Source organism: Planktotalea sp. (assembly GCF_049680325.1).
GTDB lineage: Bacteria > Pseudomonadota > Alphaproteobacteria > Rhodobacterales > Rhodobacteraceae > Planktotalea.
The window spans coordinates 1-2,014 of sequence record NZ_JBAUHO010000356.1 but is presented as its reverse complement, the minus strand read 5'-3'; the positions used below and the strand labels follow the sequence as shown (position 1 = coordinate 2,014).

The 2,014-nt window shown below is 55.6% G+C and carries 2 protein-coding genes and 1 tRNA gene; 2 read left to right on the top strand and 1 reads right to left on the bottom strand.

Features of this window, described 5'->3' with window-relative positions:
- Window positions 1-367, top strand: a 367-nt coding sequence (locus WBC85_RS15845) for a hypothetical protein (RefSeq protein WP_424439479.1), incomplete at its 5' end; no start/stop codon positions are given.
- A gap of 300 nt (window positions 368-667) precedes the next feature.
- Here the strand turns inward: WBC85_RS15845 and WBC85_RS15840 are convergent.
- A tRNA-Ser gene (locus WBC85_RS15840) sits at window positions 668-757 on the bottom strand.
- Window positions 758-1,008: 251 nt separating this feature from the next.
- Here WBC85_RS15840 and WBC85_RS15835 point away from each other — a divergent pair.
- Complete coding sequence (locus WBC85_RS15835) at window positions 1,009-1,854, top strand: DUF2059 domain-containing protein (protein WP_424439476.1); 846 nt, start codon at window positions 1,009-1,011, stop codon at window positions 1,852-1,854.
- Window positions 1,855-2,014 lie beyond the last annotated feature (160 nt).

The window sequence follows — 2,014 nt, the reverse complement described above, 5'->3', positions numbered from 1 at the left end:
CACCGACGGAGCTGCTTCGGTCAACAAATTTGAGGGCGTGGCTTTGTTCAATGCCGAACGGTTGTTCATTTACGAGCGAGAAACCGGAAGTGGTACGCGCATTTGGCAGACCGTTGTTTATGCTAACACCCTGAAACACTCGACCTATTTGTCCGGCCTCACGATGGGAATCGCAAGGGAGGCCGTGCGCGACATTGCCTGTTATCGTGTCATTTACGAGTTTCTGGGCACAAATATCAATTCCCGCATGGCACTTCGTGGTTGTGGTACGTTTGACCTTGAGTCCAGAGAGATAACCAAATTTATCCGTGATCGTGTGACCAACGATATCCGACCAAACGAGACCGCATTTATCCCCAGAGTGTAACTTTGGAACTGATCGCAATAGGTTTTGAGCTTAACCACTTTGCGTGAAAATGGGCTCACCTCCGCCGATCCGTTAGACAGCGTGCCACAGGTCTCGCCCGGTTTTCTAGCGGTCCTCGGCGGCGGAGGTGGTAGAGGCGGAGGCTTTGGCGATATTGATGGCGGAAATCCTCTGCGATTGTGCAGAAAAACCTGTCGCGAAATTTGCCGCAAATCAAGCGGACCGAGAGCAGACATCAGCGCAATACGCCGAATTTCGTCCTGCTATCAGTCAGTTAAGTTGCTATTTCTTGAAGTGAAATGGCGGAGAGACAGGGATTCGAACCCTGGGTAGGCTTGCACCCACAACGGTTTTCGAGACCGCCCCGTTCGACCACTCCGGCACCTCTCCGCACTGGACTGGTGCGCCGCAATAGCCAAGGACAGGGCAGGGGGCAAGAGGCTTTGCATCAGATTGGGACTTTTCGGCCCTGCATTGATCCAAGATGATTGGCCCGCCGCATCCGATCCAAGGCAGAGCAGGCAGTCATTGGTGCTGCAATCGGATACGCAATTGGAACCATGTCGGGAAATTGATTGCCACATGGCTTGGATGGCTTAGTCTTTGACCCTACATGACCCACAACGGGAAGGATCAGTTCCATGCACCTATTGCTTCGCACGCCAACGCTTATTCTCTCGATGCTGTGTCTTATCGTGTTTGGCCTGCAAGGCCAGACCGCACGCGCGGCTGACACGGCGCGGGTTGAGGCGTTTCTGGAGGTAACAGGTTTTGACGTCGCATTGGAAAGCATCCGCCTTTCGGCAGATTCGGCACCCCGGATGCTGGGCATGGAGGCGGATGCCTTTGGCTCAGAGTGGTCGCGGCTTGTGGGCGACGTATTCAAAACCGATCTGATGCATGGCATGGCGTTGGATATCCTGGGCCAGACGCTTGCGGATGATTTGTTGGCCCATGCTGCGGGGTTTTATGCCAGTGAATTGGGACAGCGGCTGGTTGCTGCGGAAAACGCATCCCATATGGCCGAAGATGATGACCTGAAATCAGAAAGCGGGGCCGCGATCATTGACGGGTTGGTGCGGATTGGATCGCAACGTGTGGCGCTGCTGACCCGACTGAATGCCGCCAGCGATGTCGAGGACAGTTCGGTTAAGGCCATCCAGGAGGTGCAAATCCGGTTCCTGATGGCCGCGAGCGGCGCGGGTGTGATCGAATTGCAAATGGACGAGCCGGATCTGCGTGAAGCCTTGCGCCGTCAGGAGGGCGACATGCGCACCTCAATCAAGGCCAATGCGCTGGCCAACGCGGCCTATACCTACCAGGCGTTTTCTGATGACGAGGTGGCAGCCTATGCCGATGCATTGGCCGATCCCCGGATGCAAAAGGTCTATGCCCTGATGAATGCGGTGCAATATGAAATCATGGCGAACCGGTTCGAGGCCGTGGCCAGGCGGCTGTCCGGCATGCAGCCCAGTCAGGATTTATGATGTTGCGCGCCTTTGCTCTTTGGCCTTTGCTGGTGGCGTTGAATGTCACTGCCGCTTGGGCTGATGCCCGGATGAGCGTATTGATTGACGTGCTTAAACTGCCAGAGGCGGCGCAAATTCTGAGCAACGAAGGTCTCACGCATGCGCAGGACCTCAACAC

Bases quoted from the DNA above. Each gene is read 5' to 3' on its own strand.
- WBC85_RS15835 (WP_424439476.1), top strand. From the start codon at position 1,009: ATGCACCTATTGCTTCGCACGCCAACGCTTATTCTCTCGATGCTGTGT.